This is a genomic window from Natrinema salsiterrestre (genome assembly GCF_029502005.1).
GTDB lineage: Archaea > Halobacteriota > Halobacteria > Halobacteriales > Natrialbaceae > Natrinema > Natrinema salsiterrestre.
Genome location: NZ_JAMQOT010000023.1, coordinates 1 through 1,406, shown reverse-complemented (window position 1 = coordinate 1,406; position 1,406 = coordinate 1). Strand labels below are relative to the sequence as shown.

1 protein-coding gene is annotated in these 1,406 nt (G+C 55.3%); it reads right to left on the bottom strand.

From position 1 onward, the window contains the following. Window positions 1-13 precede the first annotated feature (13 nt). Window positions 14-1,321 (bottom strand): IS4 family transposase, encoded by a 1,308-nt coding sequence (locus tag NDI89_RS23790; RefSeq protein ID WP_277525406.1) that lies wholly within the window; start codon window positions 1,319-1,321, stop codon window positions 14-16. Window positions 1,322-1,406: the final 85 nt, after the last annotated feature.

Genomic DNA, 1,406 nt, shown 5'->3' with positions numbered 1-1,406 from the left:
CATCTGTATTCGGTTAAGCTTCTGAGCCTGCATAGAGATCAGCACACACCTCCTCTAAGAGCGTCATTCGTGCCGGAGACGGCTGTTTAGCTTCTTGATACAGCAGCTCAGGGATGTTCGGCGAAGGATACTCGTAGAGTTCTGCCAGTTCCATGAGGATGAGCTGGGCGTACGACCGGAAGGTCGTCGCCCAGCGCTCTCTTGGGAACGTGCAGTCTTCATCTCGCTCTTCGGCATGATCGACCATCAACCGCAAGATCGCTCTGCTGACGACCAGCGTCAGCAGAGCTGCCACTATCTGAATCTTCACGATATGCTCTTTCGAGGTATCGAACTTATCAAGCGAATACTGCGACTTGAGTTCTCGGAAGAGCAATTCGACCTCCCATCTCGCCCGGTAGAGTGCAGCAATCTCGCGTGGGATGAACTCGGTGCGCGGAAGGTTGGTGATGTAAAGGTGGTAGTCGTCGGTGTCCTCGTTGCGGACACCGACGACGCGAAACTGCTTGGTGGAGTATGACTGAACGCCGTCGTAGGGTCGCCGCTTGAAACTGACCTCGACTTCGACATCAATGTACTTGCGATGCAGGTCGTCGACGACGTCGAAGACCTGCTTCCCTGCCAGATTGATCGAGTTCCCGTTCCAGGTGCGTAGCTCCTCTGTGATCAGCGGGTTCGAGCTCTCTTTCAACCGGCTCACGAAGAAGCCGTCGTTCTCGTCGATCAGTGCAAAGCGGCGGTACTTGAAGAAGCCGAGATCGAACAGAAAAAGGCGTCCAGCCATCCAACTTCCGGTTTTGAAGAGGGTGCTTTCGTGGTTCTTCTCGTCGGTGATCTCGTCGGAGATCACCGACTGTTCTGTGATATTGTGGACAAGATAGAGCATGACGCCCGACTGATCCTCATGAGTCGCTTTGAACTCCGTGAGGAACTGGTTCAGCCGAAACACGGTAGCATCAGTTGCGATGACGTCTCTGAACCGGTCGAACTCAGGAGTGAGGGTATGTGGAACCGCGACTTCGTCGAGTGCGTGTTCGAGCAGTTCACGAAGGAGTTCGTGCAACTGCTTGGTAAACCGGTCGTAGAAGCTCGAGGCAACGATGGACTGGTTGGTTGCTGCGTTGTACGCCCGTCGATAGTCGGCGATCGAGCGGGCTTCGCCGCCGACGGCGAAGCCCACTGCGAGCGTCCAGACCAGCATTCGAGGGTCAACCTTCCGATCCCGCATGACGACTTCGCACTCGCGTGCGAGGTCGTCAATCGTCTCGGAGGGAAACAGCGAAGTCAACAGAGTGCTGATCGCATCTGGGGAGAGTTTCATTCACCCTTCCCCACTCAACCTTCAGAAATAATCTCCCCGATTGGCGTTCCGTCACGCGGTTTCAGCTCTTAACCGAATACGGATG

Excerpts from the sequence above, each read along its gene's own strand:
- NDI89_RS23790 (WP_277525406.1), bottom strand. The coding sequence starts at position 1,321 with ATGAAACTCTCCCCAGATGCGATCAGCACTCTGTTGACTTCGCTGTTT.